This is a genomic window from Sporosarcina sp. FSL W7-1349, assembly GCF_038003045.1.
GTDB lineage: Bacteria > Bacillota > Bacilli > Bacillales_A > Planococcaceae > Sporosarcina.
On record NZ_JBBOOK010000002.1, the window covers coordinates 259,937 to 282,516 of the forward strand.

Genomic DNA, 22,580 nt, shown 5'->3' on the forward strand with positions numbered 1-22,580 from the left:
AGCCCTTATTATCACCGCCCTGCCCCCTTCTCATAAACTGCTCACTTTTCTTCTCCTTACCAAGATAAGCAAAACCGGGGCACCGACGAATCCTGTGATAATACCGACGGGAACCTCTCCTGAAGACAAGACAATCCTTCCAATAATATCAGATAGAAGTAAAATCAACGGCGCAACGATCAAGGAATAGATAAAAATCCATGGTTGGTCAGGACCAATAAACCAGCGCACCGCATGGGGAACCATTAAACCGATAAAAATGATAGGACCCGCGATTGCCGTTGCCCCACCTGCTAATAAAGTAATGGAAACAAGACCGAAGATTCGAATCATCTTCACATTCACCCCGAGTGACGCGGCTCGATCATCGCCGTAGGCCATCGCATTTAAAGCTGGAGCAATCGCTAAAGCTATTAAAATACCTACTGCAAGAAAGGGCATGATCGGCCAAAGATCCTCCAGACTTTTTCTTGCTAACGAACCAACTCTCCAGTTCAGCATCCCCGCAAACGCCCGGCTATTCGTCAAAGATAACGCAGTAGTAATTCCGTCCAATGCCGCAGCCATCGCTACGCCGGCCAGGGTAATTTGTGCCGGAGTAGGCGACTTCCTGCCTGCGCCGCCGCTGATGAAATAGATGGCAACGGTTGCAATGAAAGCCCCAACGAGTGCAAACCAAATATAACTAGATATGGAGGTGATCGAAAAAACGCCTACTGCCAATGCAACAGCAAAGGCTGCCCCAGCATTCACACCGAGAATGCCTGGGTCAGCCAATGGATTGCGTGTTAAAGCCTGGATTACCGCCCCAGCCAGGCCAAAAGCTGGTCCAGCTGCAAGGGCAATGATAGTCCGTGGTATCCGGGACTCATGAATGATCGTATAGTCGTAACTATTGGTGGAGGAGAACAGAGCGTTCCAAACAACTTCAAAAGGAAGTGGCTTTGCTCCAATCATGAGGCTTAGAAAGACAACGACTGCTAAAAGGAGCAGAGCGAAGACCAATCCGATAATCCGTCGCAACCGTAAAGCAGCAACTGGCTTCCCCTTCTTTTCAACTGCATTTTTCGGTCCGCCACTTGGCTGCGTGCTCGCTTTCACCGCTTTCACTCCCCGCCTTTTAAAGCCTTATCAAGCATAGTTGGCAATTGTTCAATTGCCCATAATAAAGATGGTGCTGTACCTGACGAAAAGGCATTTGCATAATCGCCTTCAATGATGAGAGATCTCCCATCTGCAACGGAAGGAATTTTTTGATAAAGCACATTCCCTGTCACTTCTTTTGTCTCTACCCAAATCGGTAAAACAACTGTCAAATCAGCATCTAGAAGTTCCAATTGCTCGTCTGCCACTTTAATATAGAAAGCACCGTTTGCTTGTTTTTCAATTTCCTCTTTATTTGTAAATCCAAGTTCAGTCATAAAGTCAACACGTGCATCACCATTCACATATGCTCCCCAACCTTCAGATGTGTATGCACCTACTGCTACCGTTTTGCCGGCAAACTGCGGATAATCCGTTCTCGCTTTTTCAAAAGCGGCGTCAATATCCTGCAATAGCTGCTCTCCCTCGGCTTCCTTGCCTATAGCTTTTGCGATCATTTGAACCTGTTGTTGATAAGAGGTCAAATAGCTGTCTCCCCCTTCAGGAACACCGATGGTTGGAGCAATTTCTGCAAGGCGATTATACCGTTCTTGATCTCCGGAAGATCTAACATCGAGGATCAGGTCTGGCTCAAGTGCCGCAATCTGCTCATAATCGAGCTCCATCGTTCCAAGAATGGTGGGAGCAGTCTGATATGCTCCTTCTAACCAAGGGCCGACACCTTCGCCGCCGTAAGCAAGCCAGTCACTGGCGCCAACAGGTTCTACTCCAAGAGCTAAAGCGGTTTCTGCATCCCCCCAGCCAAGAGCGACAATACGTTTAGGCTTGTCTGTAATCTCTATATTGCCGAATTTCGTTTCTACTGCCGCACTCGCAGCGGTATCTGCAGTATTATCTGATTTATTCTCAGGTTCTTCTTTTGTTTTAGAACCACATCCAACTAATCCAATTGCCGCAATAATAACCATTAGAAAGCATAATAGCCTAGGTAGGTTTGACCTTTTCTTCATTGTTGAAATCTCCTCTCAATGCCTCTCACAAAGCACTTTCATAGATAATGATAATCATTATCATACTTTATTATTAGGAATTACATTCACTTTGTCAACTACTCACAGAACTTTAAATTGTGGAAATCAAAAAGTGACGGGATAAGCTAATTAGACAATAACCCCGGTGTCACGTCCCCTTCGATTCACTGCTTCTTAGAGAGCACAATGTTCAGAATACCTTTTCTCTATTCTTGAACCAGGTCCCCAAGCCCATAGTTCTTTAATGAAAGTAAAACAGCCCACATACACTATGATAGGTTTCATTTCTAGTGGAAGGGGCTCTGTGATTGATTGAGAAATCTCTGCTTATGATTATCTTATTACGGATATTTTCGGGAAGTGTGGATATTACAGCTGCCATGTTGATGTACAAGTTCAATGACTTAGAAAAAGCTTTTTACATCAATACGTTATTGGCACTAGTGGGCCCTTGTGTGTTAATCATTACAACGGGAATCGCATTATTCGGCCTAGCTGAAAAGATTTCATTAACCCGGATGATTTGTTTATTTGCCGGAATTACCCTTATTCTTATCAGTTTGAAATCTGAATGAGGATGAGTATCCAAGAGAAGACAGAAATCCATGGCAGGCCTCTGTCTTTTCAAGTCAAATGACATTCATTCAAAAGAAAAAACGGGAGAACATGCTTAATAAAAAGAATGGCAGCAGACCTCTGATCAAAAATTGTAAAATAAGCGGCTTTTGTTCTTCATTCATCTGGACACGCACCATCCCCGCCCCTCTCGTCACATTCGTGTCATAAAGCACGGTTTGCGACGCACGTTTGTGGCAATGCGGGCATTGGAAAACAATCGCCGTACTTTGACTGCGGAATGTCCTTTTTTGAATCCGTGGCGCCCAGCGAAGTTTCTTTAATTCTGGGCCTGTCAATGAATGACTTTCATCGCACTTGCTGCATTGAAACCGCTGAACTGTGTCTTTATCATACATTTGATGACTCAAACCTCTGAACAACCGGATGGTTTGATAAACAAAATTTAGAAAAACAATAAGAGCGAGCGTAAGGCCGATTAGCATCCTGATTTCCATTTCCCCGTTCACCTCCCATTGAATAACGATGGTAAGCAGGCGCCATCAATTGTTATGTATTTAATATCCTATTCTTAATGAAATCCATTCTGTCTGCAACAAATGAAATTTGCGGCTATGCCTTTGTCTTGCACAGATACTTTGCGTTTTGGAAAAACCGAGTGAATATCTTTAGCTTTTCCGGGCACTATAAGGTCATTATCATTTCATTCCGAAATAGCTCAGTGGTAGAGCAATCGGCTGTTAACCGATCGGTCGTAGGTTCGAGTCCTACTTTCGGAGTCTAAAGGCCTCTTCTTTGAAGGGGTTTTTTTCTGCAATGGAAGAATGGGAGGGCTTTACGTTGAATTCAGCTAAAACATTATCTATTTTCGCTTTGGGCGGCATTAATGAGATTGGAAAGAATATGTATGTGCTCGAGTATGGAGACGATCTTTTGATCATCGACTGTGGTTCCAAATTTCCGGACGAAAGCCTATTAGGTGTGGATTTGATCATCCAAGATATTTCCTATTTGCAGCAACATAAAGAGAAGATTCGGGGGTTGCTCGTCACACATGGCCATGAAGATCACATCGGCGGGATTCCGTATTTATTGAAACAATTGAACATGCCTGTCTATGCGACGAGGTTGACGCTCGGTTTGATTGAACTGAGGTTAAGGGAGCATGGATTGCTGAGGGAGACGGAACGCGTATTAGTCGACAATGATTCCACCTTCGAATTTGGTGACATCAGCGTCTCTTTCTTCAAAACAAGTCATAGCATCCCCGATTGCTTAGGGATTGTCTTCCAAACTCCCCAAGGGACTGTCGTTACAAAGTTTTTTGATTATTTAATCTCTTTTACATTTTTAATTGTGTGAGTGACTGGCACTCGACGACAAGATACTCGCTACAAAAAAAGTGGTTGGTTTAAATAACCCCTAATTGGATGGTCCTCGAACATGCTTTATATTATAGAATTATAACATATAGAACGAAGAAATTTATTTCTAAAAAGGAGGAAGGCATGAAGGTTGCCCTTATCGTATCAACGGTTCTCGTGGTCATTGTTTTAGCTATCGGACTTATTTTGACCATATCCGTTGCTAATTCTATGGATAATAAATACAGTAGTGGAAAAAGTTTTTCCAAGTTGCTGTGGATCTATGCTTTATCAATCCCAATCATGGTTATATTGATTCTTATAGCTATATTTATATTTATTTAACAACGGAGGACGGTTCGGGACCAGTGAAGAAGCACATGTTTTTTCGAGTCACAGGAACCGTCTAAACCCACTGAAAAAGTTCGTATTTCAATGATACATTCATTAGATTCACCCTATAGACTCTTTGACCGAGGGGTGGATTATTCATAATCGTCCCTTATATTACGTTGTTGATGTAACAATACAACAACGACACAATTCTTAGGAATAAATGAGGTAACCGAAAAATCATTGGCAGTCTTTAAAATGTAAACATTTTTTCAAACACCACCCGAGAATAAAATACCTTCATATCTCAGAACTTCTCAGCGCGTAGACAAACCTTGAAATGCCTTCTTGTATTGAGGCTCCGTTACCTTTTCCATAAGTAAATCGAACGTATCCATTTGTTGAACCCATTATTCTTCCAGGTACAAATGAAACGCCTTTTTTCATAGATTCTTCAAGTAACTTATATTCATCAATTTCGTGATTTATTTTACACCATAAATGAATTCCGCCTTGTGGCACTAAATATGTAACCTCATTTTTAGTTAAACTGTCCAATGCTAAAATTAACGCATTTCTACGCTCCCTCAGTTGAATTCTTAAAGTTGAAACATGTTTGTCAAATTGAGGGGAATCTAGAAATTGATTCGCTATCCATTGAGGAAAAATACTATGACCAAAGTCAATTTGCTGTTTGCCATCGGATAAACGCTGAATCACTTTTTCTGGTCCAATAATCCAACCAATGCGTAATCCTGATGCAACAACTTTTGATAACGAACTAATGTATACAACATTTTCATTATCGTCCATTGACTTTAACGTGGGTCCAATGCACCCATCGAATGACGTCAAATTATAAGGATCATCCTCTATTATGGGAATACCGTACTTTGATGATATTTCCAATATTCTCTTTCGACGTTCCAGAGACATTTTTGTGCCAGTAGGATTTTGATAATCAGGATTTAAAAAAAGCATACGAATTCGATGTTTTCTTTGTAAAGCTACAATATCATCAGGATTTAAGCCATATTGATCAACTGGGAGTAATAGCGTTCTAATACCAAACGATTGAAAGATCGGTAAAGAGAATGCGTAGGATGGATCTTCAATAGCTACTGTATCACCTGGCTTTAACAGGCATTGAACGATTAGGTGGATTGCTTGCTGAGCACCCGATGTAATCAGTATGGAGTTTGGCTCAACAACCATATTTTTATAAGTTTTTACATGTTTACAAATTGTCTCCCGTAATCCCGCATCGCCTAAAGGATGATCGTAACCTAAATGCTCATCAAACGCATGATCCTTAAGAATCCTAGCGAATTGGACGTTCGGTAGTAAATCTGCTGCAAGTTCCCCGCTTGATAGGTTAATCATTCCTTCTTGCTCAGTTTCATTACGAAGTTTCTGCACCAACGGAAGATTCGGAAGAAATGAGCCATCCTCTACATATCTCCCCCAATTGGGAACTCTTTTATGAGTTAATCCCCATATATCCGTATTTATATAAGTGCCGCTTCCTTTTTTTCTGACAATTAATCCACTCGCTTCTAACTCATCATAAGCAGTCACAACTGTACTCCGATTTATCTGTAACTTTTTTGCTAACTCACGTTCAGATGGCAATGGCCGGTCATGAGATAAATCTCCCGATATAATCCTATTCTCTATTTGTTCTGCAAGTTGCCTATACATAGGTTTTTTTATTGAACGGTCTAGCATAAATTGCATTAAACTCCACCCTTTATTTATAATTTTTCAATATAACAAATTTCGTATTATGCTCATAGCGAAATATTAAATGTTATTATCTCATCTCTTGACATCAGTATCACTATAGAAGTGTTAAAGATGACCTCGGCCATTACGTTAACGAAGTCATTTTTTGTTTCAATTATATCATTTTACTTTTACAGCTTTTCGCGCTCAAAATTTAAGCGATCGTACCAAGTATAGACATAATTATTGAAGAAATGATCTCAAGCATTCTATCCGGAAATCCCTCGAAAAACTGTTATTCGCACGAACCAAAAAAAGGCCGATGATTGTGCCGTTTATTATTGAGATTTGAAAGAAAGGGCTGTCCAGAAAGTCAGTGAAAACTGAGCTTCTGTGACTGCCCTTTTCAATTATTTTCAATAATTATCGCCGGAAACCCTTTCATGCGATATAGTTAGCCTCACCGAAAACTCAACGCAGATTCCTTGCTCTCTTTTTCGCTTTATTAGCTTCGTGTGTCATTGCTTTTGCCCGATTGACCCGATAATTATAATGATAAGTATCCTTATTGTATCGGCGCTGATCATTTGCATGTTTCCAAGCATATCTGGCTTCATTTTCCTTTTGTCTTGCTTCCCAATCTGCTTCCTTTTTCAACGTCTCCCTATCATATGAACTATTTGAATTGTGCCTGACAGAATGACCGCTGAACGAAGATCCGCCTTTTCCGATCTCGAACTTGCCCGTAATCGCATGAATAATCCAGAAAAAACCAAGTACTAAAACCCCTCCAATTTTAATCAACATTTTTCCTATTTTAAGTAAAATTTTAAAACACCAAATCCCAAAAGCATTAAACCTACTGAGAATTGGTGAAGGCAAATACCTTTCTTCCAGTTTAAGTGCCCCTTTTACGAGAAATATGCTGACAATCGCAGAAGGAATTGCAAGTATAAGTCCATTGATGCCAAGTGTATAGTGATAAGTATAAAATGTTTGGTTGTTGGCATTCGCTATATGGCTAAGCCAATTGTCTACCCCTTTGTTTGAGATTTTAGTTAAAATGACAGTCAATAGTGCAATAAGCAATAGATTCTCTTTTATAAATCCACTCCACAAACGATATTTAAAAACCATACAATTTGAAAGTGATTTCCACAGACTCTGCATTCATCAGTAGCTCGACGGACGTAATATACAGACGCCTGACAAGAGAATTAGAAAAAGAGGCCTCTCAAAAATTCAGTGAATTAATGAGAGACCTCTTTATTTGGAGTTATTTTATTGGCGCTTATGACCAATAAAGTAACCACGGTTTAATGAAAATTGCTCTAACCCTTGGTATATCGGGGATTTAGAGTTTTCCTTACATCATTCCACCCATGCCACCCATATCCGGCATCATAGGCGCTGCGTTTTTCTCAGGCAGGTCTGCGACGACTGCTTCCGTTGTGAGAAGCATTGCTGCGACGGACGCTGCGTTTTGAAGTGCGGAACGCGTTACTTTTGTTGGGTCCACGATACCTGCTTGCATCATATTAACCCATTGTCCGTCTGCTGCGTTGAAGCCGATGCCGACTTCTTCGCGTTTGAGGCGATCCACAACGATGGAACCTTCGAGGCCTGCGTTGTTGGCAATTTGACGAACTGGCTCTTCAAGAGCACGTAGGACGATGCGTACGCCTGTTGCTACGTCGCCTTCAGTGGACTCTAGCAATGTTTCCACTTTGCTGTAAACGTTGACGAGTGCTGTTCCTCCACCGGAGACGATTCCTTCTTCCACTGCTGCCCGTGTGGAGTTCAATGCGTCTTCGATGCGAAGTTTGCGCTCTTTCAATTCAGTTTCCGTAGCTGCTCCAACTTTGATGACTGCTACGCCGCCTGCCAATTTCGCTAGGCGCTCTTGAAGTTTTTCTTTATCGAATTCGGAAGTAGTTTCTTCCAATTGTGTGCGGATTTGATTCACACGGCCTGCGATTTGGTCAGAATCTCCGCTGCCTTCGACGATCGTTGTGTTGTCTTTTGTGACAACAACTTTCGCTGCATGACCAAGCTGTGAAATATCAGTAGATTTCAAGTCAAGGCCAAGATCTTCTGTAATAACTTGTCCGCCTGTCAATACAGCAATGTCTTCTAGCATCGCTTTACGGCGATCTCCGAAGCCTGGTGCTTTGACAGCAACTGCGTTGAATGTTCCGCGAAGTTTGTTCACAACTAGTGTTGCAAGTGCTTCCCCTTCAACATCTTCCGCAATCATCAACAATGGTTTACCTTGTTGTACGACTTGCTCTAGAACCGGAAGGATTTCTTGGATGTTCGTAATCTTCTTGTCAGTGATCAAGATATACGGATTGTCCAATACCGCTTCCATTTTATCTGTATCCGTTGCCATGTATGCCGAAGCATACCCACGGTCGAACTGCATTCCTTCTACTACGTCCAGTTCAGTCGTGAACCCTTTGGATTCTTCAATTGTGATGACGCCGTCGTTGCCTACGCGCTCCATCGCTTCAGCGATCAATTCGCCGACTTCTTCGTCGCCGGAGGAGATCGCTGCAACTTGTGCGATTTCTTGTTTGCTTTCGATTTCATCGGAGATGCCTTTTAGTTCTTCGACTGCTTTTAGAACTGCTTGCTCAATCCCTTTGCGGATGCCAACTGGGTTTGCGCCAGCTGTTACGTTTTTCAACCCTTCGCGGATCATCGCTTGTGCAAGAACTGTCGCAGTTGTCGTTCCATCCCCTGCGATTTCGTTTGTTTTAGAAGCGACTTCTGCAACGAGTTTCGCTCCCATGTTTTCAAACGCGTCTTCTAGCTCGATTTCTTTCGCGATCGTTACACCATCATTAGTAATAAGTGGAGAACCGAATTTTTTCTCTAGAACGACGTTGCGCCCTTTTGGTCCAAGCGTTACTTTGACAGCGTCCGCTAATGTATCTACACCACGTAGCATTGCGCTGCGTGCGTCTTCATTAAACTTGATTTCTTTCGCCATTTTGTAAGTCCCTCCTGAATTTTCATCTATTCATTTGATAGGTCATACATTTTTCATTTTCAATTATCCGATAATTGCAAGGATATCGCTTTCACGCAGGATGAGGTAGTCGTTGCCTTCGTACTTCACTTCTGTTCCTGCATATTTGGAAAAGAGGATCTGGTCGCCTTCTTTCACTTCCAGCTCAACACGTTGGCCGTTCTCCAGCACACGACCGGTGCCTGTCGCAATGACTTTCCCCTCTTGCGGTTTTTCTTTTGCGGAATCCGGAAGTACGATACCGCTTGACGTTTTTTCTTCTGCTTCGATCAGTTCGATTACGATACGGTCACCTAATGGTTTCAACAAGTGAAACAACCTCCTCAAATATTTTCCTTTTTAGCACTCATCACAATGGAGTGCTAACACAATTATTATCATAATGAAGTTCAAAATAAAATGCAAGCGAAAACATTTCCTCTTTGCTTATCTCTCGGGAAACCGATAAAATTGACGACAGCGGAAAAAAGTGCGCTTGTATGCACCAAGGAAAGGGTGGATGGATTGAAAAACTGGAAAGTCTCGATTTACTTAGTATTGACTTATATAGCCATGCAAATTGGCAGTATCTACTTAGGAAAATTATTAATTGGCTATTTTCAAAGCCGCCCCGGCATGTCCGAGCAGGAAGCAGTCTTTAACGGGGTCGCCTGGTCTCTGTTTACCGTCAATTTAATAGCCTCGGCTCTTTTCCTTTTATTCATCATGCCGAATAAGAAGTATCTTAAAATCTTCACTGGCAAAAAAGCCTCGATTGGAAACACAATTCTATGGGGATTTCTAGGCTTTTTCCTCGCTATGGGCGGGCAAATGCTTGCCGCAACGATTGAAACAGCCATGGGGGTGGAAGTGGGATCTGAAAACACCGCTGTTCTTTCGGAGATTGCACGACTCTCTCCCATCATGCTCATCCCAATGGTGTTATTTGCGCCGTTTTTAGAAGAAATTGTCTTCCGGCGTGTCATCTTCGGAGGCATCTTCCAAAAAACGAATTTCTGGATTGCCGCCATCGTGAGCGGCTTGATCTTCGCTGTGGTCCATAATGAGTTGGAACACTTGCTTATGTATCTTATGCCTGGGCTTGTCTTTTCCTATCTGTACTACCGGACCAAACGACTGCTGGCTCCGATGATCGCCCATTTCCTCATGAACGGCTTCGTCGCGGTTGTCCAGCTGAACATCGACAAGATTCAACAATTACAAGATATGAAACAAGCCATCATCCTATTCGGGCTACATTAAAAACTGCCGCAGAATGACCGGTCTATCCGGCCATCTGCGGCAGTTTTCTTTTTGAAATCAGTGAAATTAATTCAAATCAACCCAAACAGCTTTTACTTGTGTGTATAAATCAAGCGCTTCAGATCCCATTTCACGGCCGTAGCCTGACTGCTTGTATCCGCCGAACGGAATGGACGCATCCAACACGTTGTAGCAATTCACCCAAACAGTTCCCGCTTCTAGTTCGTGCGCAACCCGGTGTGCTTTTCGGACATCTGTTGTCCAAACTCCGGCTGCTAGTCCATATTCCGTATCATTCGCCCGGCGAATGACATCGGCAACCTGCTCCTCATCATCAAACGGCATAGCTGCGATGACAGGACCGAATATTTCTTCCCGAGCAATCGTCATATTATCATCCACTCCCGAGAAAACTGTCGGCGGAATGAAAAAACCAGATCGATCGAGCGGCTGACCTCCCGTCAGTGATTTCGCTCCCTCTTCATGGCCCTTCTGTAAGTAGCTCTTGACTCGTTCAAACTGCTGGCTAGAGACAAGCGGGCCAATTTCACTCGTTTCATCCATACCCGGTCCCTGTTTCATGTTGGATGCGTAGCTAGTTAAGTCCGCCATTACATTGTCATACACTTTTTTATGCACAAAAAGACGGGAACCCGCAGTACACACTTGACCCTGATTGAAGAAAATTCCCATTAATGCGCCGGGAATTGCTTTTGAAAAATCAGCATCCGGGAAAATAATGTTCGGGGATTTACCACCTAATTCAAGCGATACACGTTTCAAGTTGCCGGATGCTTGCTGCATGATGCGCTTTCCGACTGCTGTTGATCCGGTAAATGCGACTTTTCGGATGCGCGGGTTCTGGACAATCGCTTCCCCCGCTGTTTTCCCATACCCCGTTATCAAGTTCACAACGCCCGGAGGAAAACCGGCTTCCTGCACTAACTGTCCGAGATAAAGAGCCGATAATGGTGTTTGTTCCGCACTCTTTAAAATCACAACATTTCCAGTTGCTAACGCGGCACCAAGTTTCCAGGCAGCCATCAGGAGCGGAAAGTTCCAAGGGATGATTTGTCCGACCACCCCGATTGGCTCTCTCCTTGTGTATGTCAACATATTTTGACCGGTAGAACTTTGAATTGTCTGGCCCATTACTTTTGTCGCCCAGCCTGCATAGTAGCGGAAATGGTCAATCGCCAACGGAACATCGACGGCTCTCGCATGGCTGATCAGCTTGCCGCCGTCCAGAGATTCCAATTGTGCCAGTTCTTCTAAATTCTCTTCCATCAAGTCAGCCAGTTTCCAAATTAAACGTCCCCGCTCACTTGGGGTGATTTTTTTCCAGTCTCCTAGAAATGCCTTTTCCGCCGCTTCCACAGCCCGATCCACGTCTTCTTTATCTGCCGCGTAAACAGAAACGAGTACTTCTCCGGTGGAAGGATTCACTGAATCCAAAGTTTCTCCCGATGCTGATTCAATAAACTCGCCGCCAATAAACAGCTTTTTAGGTCCTTCACTCAAAAACTTAGCTACTTTTGGGCTCACGTCTACTGTTTGAACACTGGACATATTTTTCCTCCTCCATTTTTCACAAAATAGTTACGGCTCAATGAAAAAAGTAAAAAGATCTCAAATCACCAGCTTTTCTTTCAGTAAGGTTTCTAAGTTCTCACCCACCCTGAATTATTTTAAAGTTTCTGTCGATATTTCATTTGCAAGTTTCATGCCAATTGAAATTGCCCATTTAACACACTTTTGTCTTCGGATGATGTTCCATAGCGGAACAGTTTGTACGCTAAAATGAAACGTTTGAATTCTTATTAATTATTTGATAGAGTTTTTTGTATATTCAATATTAATAGATTTATAGTGGATTGGAGAGATAAGGTATGAACTGTTCATCTGCTGACGCAATAAAGAAGTCTCAGGAGCGAAGCAAAAAGTACGGTGTAGATTTTGCAAATGCAAAGAACGCAATCCTTCCAGAATATGAATTGAGACAACATAGACAGAGAAAGGAATATTTTCTTCAGGATATTTATCCAACTCTTGAACATTTAGCACACTTCCTGAAACCGTCACATGCCATTGTCTCCGTCTCAGATCCATCGGGCATTATTATTGAAAGTATTGGAGATCCAAAGTTCCTGAAAGATGCTGAAAAAATACATGTGCAAAATGGAGCTTGCTGGTCAGAAGAAATACGCGGCACAAATTCTGCAGGAACAGTCAGCATCGAAAGAAAAACACTTGCAGTTGTAGGCAAAGACCATTATTTAGAACCCCACCATATGCTTTACTGCATTGGCTCTCCTATTTTTGATCCAAGCGGTAATCTACTTGCAGTGTTAAATGTAAGCGGTTATTCAGATCTATATCAGCCGTCATTACTTCAATTCACAGACGCGATTGCAAGAAAAATTGAAAACCGCATGCTCCTTTGCCAGGCGGATCCGCAAATTGTTATTTCACTGCTTCCTAAAGAAAATGCGGACAAGCAGGCATTGCTTTCTTTGAACCAACACGGTCATCTAATCGGAGCAAACCGTGAGGCCCTTCATCTCTTAAATCTCAAGAAACTTTCCCCTCAAGAGATGCACATCAGTGAACTGTTAATGAATTCAGAGCAACTGTTACAAGGAACAGTAAATGAGTCAGTAGTTCATCTTCATAAACCAAGCCAAGAAGACAGTCGTTTCCTTGCTTCCACTTTAATCGATACACGTCCAAGGTCTACTTCATTTTCGAAGATTGAAAAAAAGCCAATTAGAAAAACCAAAATATCCCGCTATTCTTTCCAGGATCTTTATGGAAAAGACAAAGCATTCCAATCCGCACTACAAATTGCTAAAAGAGCAGCCGCCACCGATTATACGATTATGATTACAGGCGAGAGCGGTACAGGGAAAGAAATGGTCAGCCAGGCGGTCCATAATGCAAGCCCAAGAGCAGAGCAGCCATTTGTCGCATTGAACTGCGGAGGGATTACAAAAAGTTTAATGGAAAGTGAATTGTTTGGATATGAACCGGGCGCTTTCACAGGAGCAAAGCAATCCGGTCATGCGGGAGTCTTTGAGCGAGCCAATGGCGGCACTTTATTACTGGACGAAATCGCCGAGCTGCCAATGGAAATACAAATTGCACTATTGCGGGTACTGCAAGACTTTCAAGTAACACGAGTCGGCGGCACAAAACCGAAAGAAATAGATGTCCGGATCATTACCGCAACTCACACCGAACTATGGAAAAAGGTTCAAGATGGCAGCTTCCGTGAAGATTTGTTTTACCGCTTGCAAGGAATCCATGTCGAACTGCCGCCGTTGCGGGAACGTACCGACCGTTTGCAATATGCTTTTCGTTTATTGAAAGACATTCAATCAGAGCTGAACGTGAGCACGCTCATACTCTCAAACTGCGCTCAGCAATTAATTGAAAACTACACATGGCCCGGAAATGTTCGCCAGCTCGTCAGTGCTTTAAGAGAGGCGGCCTTTTTATCGCAAAATAGCATTATTAACTTTCATTGTTTCCCAACGTACATCCGCACCCATTTTACACAAATGGATCAATCTGCAGAATCCGCTTTAGAAGAACTGGAAAACGAAGCCATCTTAAAAGCAATGCAAAAAACGGACGGTAATATTTCTCAATCAGCACGTCTTCTCGGAATAGGACGAACCACCCTCTATCGAAAGCTGAAAAAACTTAAATACCCGATTTAAAGGTGAGATTCACAATTATATCAAACAAGAATCCTCACTCTTATGTTCCGTTATTGTCCATTCCCATTCCATAATGAAACAACTTCAATATAAGAAAAACACGATTTGCAAGCGTTTTCGTGTTGGCATAAATCTTGCAGTATAAAATAGTGAATCAATGGATTTAAAATTAAAGGAGGTTTTACAATGAGAGCGGCACAAATGGTAGAACAAACGAAACCACTTGGAGCCGGAAATGTACGTGATCCGACTCTAGGTCCCAAAGACGTAACTCTCACCATACACAAAAAATAGTACGTGAAAACCAAGCGCAAGCTGATTCTGACATGTACACAAAAAATTGAAATATGGAGGACTTTATTATGCAAACTAATACAGCAGCAGTTAAAGATGCTAAGGTGAAAAATAGTATGAAAGTTAAAGCAGCTGTAGTTAATGGAGTTAATGAGAAATATGAAATGGAGGAGTTAACACTAAGTGAACTCCGTGCTGATGAAGTGCTTGTAAAAGTGGTTGCAACTGGTATATGTCACTCAGATGAAGCATTGCGTATTGGAGATGCTGAATATCCGATGCCTGCCGTTTTTGGACATGAAGGGGCAGGCATTATTGAAAAGGTTGGGAGTGCAGTTAAAGATCTCGCCGTGGGGGATCAAGTCGTAATGGCTTATGACTATTGCGGCACATGTCCTAGTTGCCGTACGGGACATCCTTCATCTTGTAAGGATTGGACACCCATAAATTTTGGCAGCCCGCGTTCAGATGGCACTTATATATTTACTAAGGCAGATGGCACACCAGTATCCAACTTTTTTAATCAAAGTTCTTTTTCAACGTATACCATTACTTATGCAAATAATTTGATTAAAGTTGATTCGGAAACTGATTTGCGATTAGTGGGACCGTTAGGGTGCGGCTTATTAACTGGATTTGGCACAATCGTTAATGGCTTGAAACCAGAAACCAATTCCTCGATTGCGATATTTGGCACAGGAGCTGTAGGCCTTGGTGCACTTATGACAGCAAAAATCGAAGGATGTTCACCAATTATTGCTATTGATATTCATGATTCACGTCTGGAAAGGGCCAAGGAACTTGGAGCAACCCATACGATAAATAGCAGAGTCGAGAATCTTGAAGAAAGAATAGCTGAAATTACTGGCGGCATAGGGGTCAATTACTCAATCGATACAACGGGTATATCGTCCGTCATGAAATCATCTCTTGATATTCTCACGATTGGCGGAAGTACAGTTCCTTTAGCCGTTACGCCTAATTCACTTGAATTCAATCCATTTACAGAATTAACACTGAACAATCGTAAAGTAGTAGGTGTTTTAATGGGCGATGCTGTTCCACAGCTCGCGATTCCAAAACTTATTCAATACCACAAAGAAGGTAAATTCCCGTTTGATAAGTTAGTGAAATTTTATAAGTTCGACGAGATTAATGAGGCAAGCGAAGACTCCAATAGTGGAAAAACGATTAAACCGATTCTAATTATCGATGAGGATTATCGTAAAGATGAACCAGTAATGGAAAGTTAATCAACAAATAAAGAGATAAATTAATACCCCCTGATACAATTATCAGGGGGTAACTTTATTTATGTACAAGCTGCCGTTTTTCTGTATGGCAATGTGCCTAAACACGGAACAGCTTTTTTATTAATCATTTTGCATTGAATTCCTCAATCTGCCGCTGCTGTTCTGCTTTCGCCTCAGCAAATAACCGCTGCCGCTCCGCCTCTTCCTCTTCTTGTTGCCTTTCTTCTTCCGCTTTCAAATATTTTCGGTACCCGAATCGGGAAATGAAAATACTGATTTCATATAGAATGAACAACGGTACTGTGACGAATAAATGGGATAACAGGTCAGGCGGCGTAATAAATGCCGCAATGACGAACAACGTGAAGTAGGCGTACTTCCGGATTTTCACAAGCAATTGCGGGTTCAGGATGCCGAGCCTTGTCAGAAACAGCAGTGCGACCGGCAATTGGAAGATCAATCCGAATGGGAGGACCAATTGGAACAGGAACGAGAAATATTCATTGATCCCTATCGTTTGCACGATATCGAGCTCATTCGATATATTCATCGTAAATTTCAACACATATGGAAGTAATATCAAATATGAAAAGGCAACCCCGCCTAAGAAAAGAAGGAATGAATACGGGATATAACTTAGTGTCGCCCGCCTTTCCTTTTCATGCAAACCTGGAGAGACAAAGGCCCATAGCTGATACATGACAACCGGTGAAATGAGAACAAATGCGATAATCACGACCACTTTCACGTAGATCATAAGAGGGTCTAACACTTTAAACGCGTTGAGTGTTATATTTTCGGCCGCGCCATCATATTGCAAAAAGTGGATGAGGGGTTTGGCGATGAAAAAACTGCCCGCCACCGCAATAAGAAAGAAAACGACGATTACCATCAGCCGTTTTCTAATTTCATCTATATGTTCAATGATCGTTAAGTTTTTTTCTTTCATCGGACAAACATCCTAACTTACTTAACTTCTTTCTTGTCTTCGACTTTTTTTACTTCATCATCTTCAACGAGGCCTTTTGTCGCGTTTTTGAACTCCCGCAACGAAGAACCGAACGCCTTTCCGATTTCAGGCAACTTCTTCGGACCGAATACGAGTAATGCAATGATAGCAATGATGATTAAACTCATTGGACCTGGCATTCCGGGCACCTCCTTCATAATACATCCATTCTACACGAAACATGTCGAAATTTCTATTGGCGGCCGTTCATATTTGTGAATCTTTTACGTCATTTTTTATGAAATAAATAAGCGTTTGCAATTCCACCGACAAATCGATTGTCAGGACACGAATCCCTTCAGGCACAGCCAGTCGCACCGGGGTGAAATTCAGGATTCCTTTCAAGCCGATTGCCACAAGCCGGTCTGTGATTTCCTGGGCGGCCCGGGAAGGCACGGTCAAAATGACGACCTCGACTCCGAGTTCTAAAATCTTCTCTTCTATTTTATCCGGATGATAAACGGGAATCCCGCTGCTCAATTTCCCTTCCAACGGAGCTTTTGGGTCAAATGCGATGACAATCCGAGTATTATGGTTCTTTTGGAAATTATATTTTAAAAAAGCGCTTCCCAGACTTCCGACACCGATTAAAGCGACGTCCGTCTCTTCATCCTGATCCAACGTCTGGCGAAAAAAATCGACTAAGTATTGAACATCATACCCATATCCTTTTCGGCCCAACGCCCCGAAATGAGAAAAATCTCTTCGGATCGTGGCGGCGTCGATTTTCATTGCTTCGCTTAATTCGCTGGATGAAACTCGTTTCTTTCCTGCGTTTGCAAAGTTTTGCAAAAATCTATAATAGAGGGGCAATCGTTTGGACGTTGCCTGTGGAATTTTTGGCGTTTCCTCCGACATAGTAAACCTCCTGCAAGTTCTATGAGCCTATTCTATCGTACAGTAGATACGGAATGATGTAAAGCCGACCATTGCACGGTTTGCGCCATTCCATTAAACTGAAGAGGAATCGAGGTGCGAATTATGATTGTGTTACAAGTAAACGGATTATCAAAATCGTTCTCCGGAACTGATATATTGCAAAATGTAAAACTGGAAGTGCAACATCGTGATCGGGTTGCGTTGGTCGGACGGAATGGCGCAGGTAAGTCCACCCTTCTAAAATTGATTGCAGGGGAAATGACTCCGGATTCGGGTGACTTGATCATCCCAAAAGATGTCCAAATCGGGTATTTGGAGCAGCATAGCGGCTTGGACTCCCCGTTGACTGTGTGGGAAGAGATGATGACCGTCTTCCAATCCCTCCAAGTGATGGAACAACGGCTCCGTTCGCTTGAGGTGCAGATGGCCCATCCAGACATTTATGAAAAGCCGGCCGAATATGAGCGGGTTATGAAAGAATATGATGCCCTGCAAATCGAGTTCAAGGATTCCGGGGGCTATCAGTTTGAGTCGGATATCCGTTCCGTCTTGCATGGCATGCGCTTCTTTCCGGATGATTTCGACAAACAGGTGAACTTATTGTCCGGAGGCCAAAAAACCCGGCTGGCGCTCGCGAAAATGCTATTGAGCAAACCCGATTTGCTCATTCTGGATGAGCCGACGAACCATTTGGACATTGAAACGCTCGCCTGGCTGGAAAAATACCTCGTCTCCTATGAAGGTGCTATCCTCATCGTTTCGCATGACCGATATTTCCTTGACCAAATCGTCACCATTGTCTATGAAGTATCGAGGAAGAAAGTGACGAAGTACACGGGCAATTACAGTGCTTATATTGATGAAAAAGCGAAAAACTTTGAGCGCGACCAGAAGCTCTATGAGAAAGAGATGAGCGAAAGAGCAAAGTTGGAGGACTTCATTCAACGGAATATCGCGCGGGCTTCGACCTCCAAGATGGCGAAAAGCCGGCGGAAGCAATTGGAGCGCACGGAATGGATGGATTCCCCGGAAGGCGATGAAAAGTCGGCGAGCTTCACATTCTCCATCGACCGCCCGAGCGGCAATGACGTGTTGGGCCTTGAGAAAGTGGCCATCGGGTATGATCATGTCCCTGTCTCTACAGGAATCGACATGCGTGTATATAAACAAGATCGGATTGCGATCATCGGTCCGAATGGCGTTGGTAAATCGACATTGTTGAAAACAATCGTTAAAAAGCAGGATCCGCTTTCCGGAGAAATCCGTTATGGCACGAATGTGCAGTTCGGGTACTACGATCAGGAACAGGCGACTTTGGTCGGCTCGGGCACCGTCCTGCAGGAATTATGGGATGAATGGCCAATGATGAATGAAAAAGACGTGCGCAGCGTGTTAGGGCGTTTTTTATTCTCCGGGGAAGATGTGGAAAAGTCGGTCACTACGTTATCAGGTGGGGAAAAAGCCCGATTATCGCTTGCAAAACTGATGCTGTTGCGCTCCAATACGCTCGTGCTGGATGAGCCGACGAACCATTTGGATCTCGATAGCAAGGAAATATTGGAGAATGCACTGGACGATTTCCCAGGAACCATTATTTTCGTTTCACATGACCGGTATTTCATTAACCGCATTGCCACGAAAGTGATGGAAATCAGTGATTCAGGCTCCATAGAATACCTTGGCGACTATGATTATTATTTAGAGAAAAAGACGGAGCAGGAAGAGTTACAAGCTGAATTGCAGCCTTTACCAAAACGTTCCGACTTGCCACCTGAAGCGGAAAGAGCCGATCAAAAAGAGTGGAAACGACATGCGAGAAGATTGACGAGACGCATTGATGAGCTGGAGACTTCCCTCGCTGCGCTAGATCTGCAAATCGCCGGGTTGCAAGAAGAACTGTCCACACCCGATTATGCAAATGACCATGTCAAATTGATGGACCTGCAAGCCCAAATCGACGGGCTGCAAGCGGACCATGACGAGAAATCGGAGGAGTGGCTCCTTGCGCAGGAAGAATTGGAAACCTATATGAAGTGATCGGAGCTCCCATGTACGGGAGCTTTTTTGTAGAGTCTTGTCGAAACACGTCGTTCTTTCTCCACAAATTTGTCCACAATAGAAAATTGATGAATTCAGCAATCGAGCATAGTTTTCCACATTACCCACAAAAACTTCTTAAGTTATTCACAAAGTTATCCTTTTATCAACTTGATTAAATTCAGTATGATTAATGTTATGCACAAGTTATCAACAAATTGTGCATAAGTGCACACGTTCTCTATTGACAAATGAAAATCAGTTGTTCAAAAAAACACGGAATTTGACTAGGTTTGTCAAATTCCGTGTTTTCGATTATTTCCAGGAGACAAGCGGCATACCAGGTCTTCCATTCATCGCGAGATTTCCTCGAATTCCATCCACGAACATGGCAGATCCCGCGGCGGCAATCATCGCAGCATTATCGGTGCACAGCGCAATGGGCGGCACGTAAAAAGGAATGCCCTCTTCTTGGAAGACTCTCTCCAAGGACATGCGCAAGCCATTATTGGCTGCAACCCCACCGGCGGCAATCACTTGTTTGACGCCGAATTCTTTAGCCGCCTTCCGTGTTTTTGTCATAAGTACGTCGATGATGCTCGCTTGGAAGCCGGCCGCCACTTGCGCAGGATCCACCGACTCCCCCTTCTGTTCGTGATTATGTTTGTAATTAATCACCGCTGACTTTAACCCGCTGAAACTGAAGTCATATGAGTCTGGCTCCAGCCAGGCCCTTGGAAACTCAATAGGCGTCTCACTCTCCGCTGCGAGTTTATCAATATGAGGACCTCCAGGATAAGGGAGGCCGAGCACACGGGCCACTTTGTCATACGCTTCTCCTGCCGCGTCATCCCGTGTTTCTCCAATCAATCGGAATGAACCGTGGCTCTCCATCAATACTAGTTCAGTATGGCCTCCCGAGACAATCAGGGCCAACAAAGGAAACTCCATTGGTTGGATAAGTTGATTGGCGTAAATATGGCCGGCAATATGATGGACACCGACCAAAGGCAGTTGATGAGCAAAAGCGAATGCCTTCGCTGCATGGATGCCGATCAGCAAAGCTCCGACAAGACCAGGCCCTTCCGTGACGGCCACCGCATCCAAATCCTTTGGCTGAAGTTCCGCTACCTTCAAAGCTTCTTCGATGACCAGTGTAATCTGCTCCACATGATGGCGTGACGCAATTTCAGGCACGACACCGCCAAAGCGTTTTTGGCTCTGAATTTGAGAAGCGACAATATTGGAGACGATTACTGAACCGTTTTTCACAACAGAAGCCGCAGTCTCATCACAGCTCGTTTCTATTCCTAATACATACATGTCTTTCATTCAAATTCCACCCACATGACGAGCGCATCTTCATGGTCGTCCGTATAATAGTTTTTTCGTATGCCGCCTTCTTGGAAACCAAGCTTTCTATAAAGATTTTGGGCTGTATGATTCGACACCCGCACTTCCAATGTCATCAATCGAACAGCCTTCTCCTTGCAATAGGCGATGGCTTGTCTCATCAGCCCTTCCCCGATATGGTTGCCTCTCATATGCACGCGGACCGCCACATTGGTAATATGGCATTCATCCAGCACGATCCACATTCCACAATGCCCGATTACGTCCTCTTCATGGACGGCGACAATATAGTGGGCGTATTGATTGCCCGTCATCTCATGCTCAAACACTTCCGGGGACCAAGGAGTGGCAAATGCTTCTTCCTCAATGGCCACGACAGCAGGAATATCCTCCCGTGTCATTTTCCGATATTCAATATGTTGAAGGTTACTTGTTTCCATGTTGCTGCTCCTTCAGCCAATTCACTTCTGCCTCGGCAAGACGGCGGTACTCAGGAACAAACGTATGCACTTCCTCCGATTGTTCTTCTCGCATTGCCAGATCAATGAGGGCAGAAGCCCGAGGAATATTCAAGGACAGAGGAGCAAATGAAGCGAGCTCGCCTAAACGTTCCTCAATCATCGCTCGATGCAGAATGGTATCCTTTCCGATAAATAGGACAGGAACCGATTGCTCCTTCAAAAAGGACAGCAGTTCCTCCAATGGATAGTGGCCATCATCCATGAGGGCAGTCAGCTTACCTTGCTCAAACTGGAATACACCTGAATAGACATTGTTCCTACGCGCATCCACCATCGGACAAATCAAGTTAGGGAACAGCTGCCCATTAGCCGCGAGCGTTTTCAAACTGGATACTCCGACAAGTGGTTTGTCCAATGTCCATGCAAGGGTCTTCGCAATCGTGACACCGATCCGGACACCCGTATAAGAGCCAGGGCCTTCAGAAACCGCTATGCGATCAATCGCATCCGGGGCCAACCCGGATTTCCCCAACAACTCCTCAATGACCGGCATCGCCCGCAAGGAATGCGTCACAGGCAGCGTGGCACTTTCTTCAATAAGCACTTCCCCGTCTTTCACAAGTGCAATGGATAAGGGAGTATTCGAGGTATCGATACCTAGCCAGATCATAATGCCAACTCCTCACAAATCTTTTCATATCGGGCCCCTGTAGGCTTTAAGGTAATGGTACGGAAATCTTCCCCTTTATGGGCAATCCGGATTTCCAGTCGTTCAGATGGCAGATCGTCTTCAATGAGATGCGCCCATTCTACAACCGAAATGGCGTCGCCGTAAAATAATTCTACCCAACCGAGATCCTCTTCGCTATCCGCTAACCGATACACATCCAGATGATTGAGCGGATGCCGCCCTTCATACTGTTTCAGTATCGTGAAAGTCGGACTATTGACCGTTCGGGTGACGCCAAGCGCCTTGGCCAAAGCTTTCGTAAACGTAGTCTTCCCGGCGCCCAAATCACCTTCTAATAAAATGACATCCGGAGGGGCAAGAAAAGAGGCCAACCGATCGGCAAGCGCTTCCGTCTCCTGAACAGAGTGTACTTCAATTTCCTTTATCATGTCATAATTCCTTTCACATGCTTTGTTCTAGTGTACCTAATAAC

The 22,580-nt window shown here is 43.7% G+C and carries 20 protein-coding genes, 1 tRNA gene and 2 pseudogenes; 8 read left to right on the forward strand and 15 right to left on the reverse strand.

Going from position 1 to position 22,580, the window contains the following annotated elements; genetic code table 11:
- Positions 1-30 precede the first annotated feature (30 nt).
- Both MKY41_RS15155 and MKY41_RS15160 read right to left on the reverse strand, forming a co-directional pair.
- Positions 31-1,101, reverse strand: coding sequence for a FecCD family ABC transporter permease (locus tag MKY41_RS15155; RefSeq protein WP_340745918.1), 1,071 nt, complete (start codon positions 1,099-1,101; stop codon positions 31-33).
- Positions 1,102-1,106: 5 nt separating this feature from the next.
- Entirely contained in the window at positions 1,107-2,114 is a 1,008-nt protein-coding gene (locus tag MKY41_RS15160; protein WP_340745919.1) for an iron-siderophore ABC transporter substrate-binding protein, read from the reverse strand.
- Positions 2,115-2,443: 329 nt separating this feature from the next.
- On the opposite strand from MKY41_RS15160, the gene MKY41_RS15165 reads away from it, so the two are divergent.
- Positions 2,444-2,710 (forward strand): YqhV family protein, encoded by a 267-nt coding sequence (locus tag MKY41_RS15165; RefSeq protein WP_445683343.1) that lies wholly within the window; start codon positions 2,444-2,446, stop codon positions 2,708-2,710.
- Between the two features lie 69 nt (positions 2,711-2,779).
- On the opposite strand, the gene MKY41_RS15170 is transcribed toward MKY41_RS15165, so the two are convergent.
- Positions 2,780-3,208, reverse strand: coding sequence for a hypothetical protein (locus MKY41_RS15170; RefSeq protein WP_340745920.1), 429 nt, complete (start codon positions 3,206-3,208; stop codon positions 2,780-2,782).
- Positions 3,209-3,418: 210 nt separating this feature from the next.
- Between MKY41_RS15170 and MKY41_RS15175 the strand changes: the two genes are divergently transcribed.
- A tRNA-Asn gene (locus tag MKY41_RS15175) sits at positions 3,419-3,490 on the forward strand.
- 37 nt (positions 3,491-3,527) lie between these two features.
- A pseudogene (locus tag MKY41_RS15180) lies at positions 3,528-4,025 on the forward strand (MBL fold metallo-hydrolase); the annotation flags it as partial.
- A gap of 683 nt (positions 4,026-4,708) precedes the next feature.
- Here MKY41_RS15180 and pdxR read toward each other — a convergent pair.
- Positions 4,709-6,145, reverse strand: coding sequence for a MocR-like pyridoxine biosynthesis transcription factor PdxR (pdxR, locus tag MKY41_RS15185; protein WP_340745921.1), 1,437 nt, complete (start codon positions 6,143-6,145; stop codon positions 4,709-4,711).
- 253 nt (positions 6,146-6,398) lie between these two features.
- Between pdxR and MKY41_RS15190 the strand changes: the two are divergent.
- Positions 6,399-6,485 (forward strand): annotated as a pseudogene (locus MKY41_RS15190) (hypothetical protein); the annotation flags it as partial.
- A gap of 119 nt (positions 6,486-6,604) precedes the next feature.
- Here the strand turns inward: MKY41_RS15190 and MKY41_RS15195 are convergent.
- From MKY41_RS15195 to groES, 3 genes are all read right to left on the reverse strand, one after another.
- Complete coding sequence (locus MKY41_RS15195) at positions 6,605-7,222, reverse strand: hypothetical protein (RefSeq protein WP_340745922.1); 618 nt, start codon at positions 7,220-7,222, stop codon at positions 6,605-6,607.
- Positions 7,223-7,499: 277 nt separating this feature from the next.
- Positions 7,500-9,128 (reverse strand): chaperonin GroEL, encoded by a 1,629-nt coding sequence (groL, locus tag MKY41_RS15200; RefSeq protein ID WP_041071597.1) that lies wholly within the window; start codon positions 9,126-9,128, stop codon positions 7,500-7,502.
- A gap of 63 nt (positions 9,129-9,191) precedes the next feature.
- On the reverse strand, positions 9,192-9,476 hold the full coding sequence (gene groES, locus MKY41_RS15205; RefSeq protein ID WP_041071599.1) for a co-chaperone GroES: 285 nt from the start codon (positions 9,474-9,476) through the stop codon (positions 9,192-9,194).
- Between the two features lie 195 nt (positions 9,477-9,671).
- Between groES and MKY41_RS15210 the strand changes: the two genes are divergently transcribed.
- The gene (locus MKY41_RS15210; RefSeq protein WP_340745923.1) at positions 9,672-10,409 is read left to right on the forward strand and encodes a CPBP family intramembrane glutamic endopeptidase; all 738 of its coding nucleotides are present in this window, start codon (positions 9,672-9,674) and stop codon (positions 10,407-10,409) included.
- Between the two features lie 66 nt (positions 10,410-10,475).
- Here the strand turns inward: MKY41_RS15210 and MKY41_RS15215 are convergent, their stop codons facing one another.
- Positions 10,476-11,978 (reverse strand): aldehyde dehydrogenase family protein, encoded by a 1,503-nt coding sequence (locus MKY41_RS15215; RefSeq protein ID WP_340745924.1) that lies wholly within the window; start codon positions 11,976-11,978, stop codon positions 10,476-10,478.
- Positions 11,979-12,298: 320 nt separating this feature from the next.
- Between MKY41_RS15215 and MKY41_RS15220 the strand changes: the two genes are divergently transcribed.
- A complete protein-coding gene (locus MKY41_RS15220) occupies positions 12,299-14,131 on the forward strand; it encodes a sigma-54-dependent Fis family transcriptional regulator (RefSeq protein ID WP_340745925.1) in 1,833 nt (610 codons plus the stop codon).
- A gap of 362 nt (positions 14,132-14,493) precedes the next feature.
- Positions 14,494-15,678, forward strand: a complete 1,185-nt coding sequence (locus MKY41_RS15225; RefSeq protein ID WP_340745926.1) for an NAD(P)-dependent alcohol dehydrogenase — start codon at positions 14,494-14,496, stop codon at positions 15,676-15,678.
- A gap of 124 nt (positions 15,679-15,802) precedes the next feature.
- On the opposite strand, the gene tatC is transcribed toward MKY41_RS15225, so the two are convergent.
- The 3 genes from tatC to MKY41_RS15240 form a co-directional block, all read right to left on the reverse strand.
- A complete protein-coding gene (gene tatC, locus MKY41_RS15230; protein ID WP_340745927.1) occupies positions 15,803-16,627 on the reverse strand; it encodes a twin-arginine translocase subunit TatC in 825 nt (274 codons plus the stop codon).
- Between the two features lie 17 nt (positions 16,628-16,644).
- Complete coding sequence (gene tatA, locus MKY41_RS15235; RefSeq protein ID WP_041071608.1) at positions 16,645-16,827, reverse strand: twin-arginine translocase TatA/TatE family subunit; 183 nt, start codon at positions 16,825-16,827, stop codon at positions 16,645-16,647.
- A gap of 67 nt (positions 16,828-16,894) precedes the next feature.
- Positions 16,895-17,545: a redox-sensing transcriptional repressor Rex gene (locus tag MKY41_RS15240; protein WP_340745928.1), complete on the reverse strand. Its 651-nt coding sequence runs from the start codon at positions 17,543-17,545 to the stop codon at positions 16,895-16,897.
- Positions 17,546-17,668: 123 nt separating this feature from the next.
- Here MKY41_RS15240 and MKY41_RS15245 point away from each other — a divergent pair, with 123 nt between their 5' ends.
- Positions 17,669-19,603 (forward strand): ABC transporter ATP-binding protein, encoded by a 1,935-nt coding sequence (locus MKY41_RS15245; RefSeq protein WP_340746469.1) that lies wholly within the window; start codon positions 17,669-17,671, stop codon positions 19,601-19,603.
- Positions 19,604-19,918: 315 nt separating this feature from the next.
- Here MKY41_RS15245 and tsaD read toward each other — a convergent pair whose 3' ends face one another.
- From tsaD to tsaE, 4 genes are read right to left on the reverse strand one after another with little or no spacing between them, the layout of a single operon-like run.
- Positions 19,919-20,935, reverse strand: coding sequence for a tRNA (adenosine(37)-N6)-threonylcarbamoyltransferase complex transferase subunit TsaD (gene tsaD, locus MKY41_RS15250; RefSeq protein WP_340745929.1), 1,017 nt, complete (start codon positions 20,933-20,935; stop codon positions 19,919-19,921).
- On the reverse strand, positions 20,932-21,396 hold the full coding sequence (rimI, locus tag MKY41_RS15255) for a ribosomal protein S18-alanine N-acetyltransferase (RefSeq protein ID WP_041071612.1): 465 nt from the start codon (positions 21,394-21,396) through the stop codon (positions 20,932-20,934). Before rimI ends, tsaD begins: the two co-directional genes overlap by 4 nt.
- Positions 21,383-22,087, reverse strand: coding sequence for a tRNA (adenosine(37)-N6)-threonylcarbamoyltransferase complex dimerization subunit type 1 TsaB (gene tsaB, locus MKY41_RS15260; RefSeq protein ID WP_340745930.1), 705 nt, complete (start codon positions 22,085-22,087; stop codon positions 21,383-21,385). The genes rimI and tsaB overlap by 14 nt, the downstream gene beginning before the upstream one ends.
- A complete protein-coding gene (tsaE, locus tag MKY41_RS15265) occupies positions 22,084-22,536 on the reverse strand; it encodes a tRNA (adenosine(37)-N6)-threonylcarbamoyltransferase complex ATPase subunit type 1 TsaE (protein ID WP_340745931.1) in 453 nt (150 codons plus the stop codon). The genes tsaB and tsaE overlap by 4 nt, the downstream gene beginning before the upstream one ends.
- Positions 22,537-22,580 lie beyond the last annotated feature (44 nt).

What these genes read in the sequence shown, in the direction of transcription:
- MKY41_RS15160 (WP_340745919.1), bottom strand. Translation starts at nt 2,114, where the DNA reads ATGAAGAAAAGGTCAAACCTACCTAGGCTATTATGCTTTCTAATGGTT.
- MKY41_RS15245 (WP_340746469.1), top strand. Translation starts at nt 17,669, where the DNA reads ATGATTGTGTTACAAGTAAACGGATTATCAAAATCGTTCTCCGGAACT.
- tsaB (WP_340745930.1), bottom strand. Translation starts at nt 22,087, where the DNA reads ATGATCTGGCTAGGTATCGATACCTCGAATACTCCCTTATCCATTGCA.
- MKY41_RS15170 (WP_340745920.1), bottom strand. Translation starts at nt 3,208, where the DNA reads ATGGAAATCAGGATGCTAATCGGCCTTACGCTCGCTCTTATTGTTTTT.
- pdxR (WP_340745921.1), bottom strand. Translation starts at nt 6,145, where the DNA reads ATGCAATTTATGCTAGACCGTTCAATAAAAAAACCTATGTATAGGCAA.
- MKY41_RS15215 (WP_340745924.1), bottom strand. Translation starts at nt 11,978, where the DNA reads ATGTCCAGTGTTCAAACAGTAGACGTGAGCCCAAAAGTAGCTAAGTTT.
- tsaE (WP_340745931.1), bottom strand. Translation starts at nt 22,536, where the DNA reads ATGATAAAGGAAATTGAAGTACACTCTGTTCAGGAGACGGAAGCGCTT.
- MKY41_RS15220 (WP_340745925.1), top strand. Translation starts at nt 12,299, where the DNA reads ATGAACTGTTCATCTGCTGACGCAATAAAGAAGTCTCAGGAGCGAAGC.
- MKY41_RS15240 (WP_340745928.1), bottom strand. Translation starts at nt 17,545, where the DNA reads ATGTCGGAGGAAACGCCAAAAATTCCACAGGCAACGTCCAAACGATTG.
- rimI (WP_041071612.1), bottom strand. Translation starts at nt 21,396, where the DNA reads ATGGAAACAAGTAACCTTCAACATATTGAATATCGGAAAATGACACGG.
- tatA (WP_041071608.1), bottom strand. Translation starts at nt 16,827, where the DNA reads ATGCCAGGTCCAATGAGTTTAATCATCATTGCTATCATTGCATTACTC.
- tatC (WP_340745927.1), bottom strand. Translation starts at nt 16,627, where the DNA reads ATGAAAGAAAAAAACTTAACGATCATTGAACATATAGATGAAATTAGA.
- MKY41_RS15225 (WP_340745926.1), top strand. Translation starts at nt 14,494, where the DNA reads ATGCAAACTAATACAGCAGCAGTTAAAGATGCTAAGGTGAAAAATAGT.
- tsaD (WP_340745929.1), bottom strand. Translation starts at nt 20,935, where the DNA reads ATGAAAGACATGTATGTATTAGGAATAGAAACGAGCTGTGATGAGACT.
- groL (WP_041071597.1), bottom strand. Translation starts at nt 9,128, where the DNA reads ATGGCGAAAGAAATCAAGTTTAATGAAGACGCACGCAGCGCAATGCTA.